This is a genomic window from Blautia sp. MSK17_66, assembly GCF_020538025.1.
GTDB lineage: Bacteria > Bacillota > Clostridia > Lachnospirales > Lachnospiraceae > Blautia_A.
In genome coordinates, this window is record NZ_JAJBNQ010000074.1 from 1 (window position 1) to 989 (window position 989).

2 protein-coding genes are annotated in these 989 nt (G+C 37.9%); one reads left to right on the top strand and one right to left on the bottom strand.

What is annotated here, in order from left to right; genetic code table 11:
- Positions 1–524, top strand: a 524-nt coding sequence (locus tag LIR34_RS17510; RefSeq protein ID WP_173903415.1) for a Crp/Fnr family transcriptional regulator, incomplete at its 5' end; no start/stop codon positions are given.
- A 111-nt stretch (positions 525–635) separates the two neighbouring features.
- Here LIR34_RS17510 and LIR34_RS17515 read toward each other — a convergent pair.
- Positions 636–989, bottom strand: a 354-nt coding sequence (locus LIR34_RS17515) for a rhodanese-like domain-containing protein (protein ID WP_265107752.1), incomplete at its 5' end; no start/stop codon positions are given.

Below are 989 nucleotides of genomic sequence, written 5' to 3' on the forward strand. Positions count from 1 at the left end.
TATTACTGGTTAAATCCGGGCAGCTTCGAACTTACATACTTTCAGATGAAGGACGGGAGATTACACTTTACCGTCTGTTCGATATGGATATGTGTCTTTTATCCGCCTCATGTATCATGCGGTCTATTCAATTTGAAGTAACCATTGAAGCAGAAAAAGATACGGATCTTTGGATCATCCCTGCTGAAATCTATAAGGGCATCATGAAAGAATCTGCTCCTGTCGCAAACTATACCAATGAGTTAATGGCTACCCGTTTTTCTGATGTCATGTGGCTGATTGAACAGATTATGTGGAAGAGTTTGGATAAGCGTGTTGCTTCATTTCTTTTAGAAGAAACATCCATTGAAGGAACAAATGAACTGAAAATCACTCACGAAACTATCGCAAACCATCTTGGTTCCCACAGGGAAGTTATCACTCGAATGCTTCGATACTTTCAAGGCGAAGGACTCGTCAGACTCTCTCGCGGCAAAATAGCAATCCTTGATTCGAAAAGACTGGAAACACTACAAAGATCATAAAACGTTTTTTTCTCTAAAGAATCCTCCATTTATCAGAATTATGAAAGTCATTCTAATAAATGGGGGATCTTTTTATACTACAATCAAACTATAAAAATATTTTATTTATTTCTAATAATCCATACCACATGCATATGATCTTTCAATCAGTGCATGGTCATTAGCCACTGCATCATAAAAGCGGAATCCACCTGAAAAGTTGTATGTTTCATATCCATTTCCTTCCAAAATACGGCTTGCAATATAACTGCGTAGCCCACTCTGGCATATCAGGTAAACGGGCTTTCCCTTCTCAATTTCATTGATACGTTCCCTTAGTTCATCTACAGGAATGTTTTTGAATCCATCCATATGCCCCCTGTTAAATTCACCTACAGTTCTCACATCCAGCAACACAACACTTTTATCTCTAGAAATCTTATCCATATCTTCCAGATGCCATTGTTTTAAGGTACCTTTTGCTAT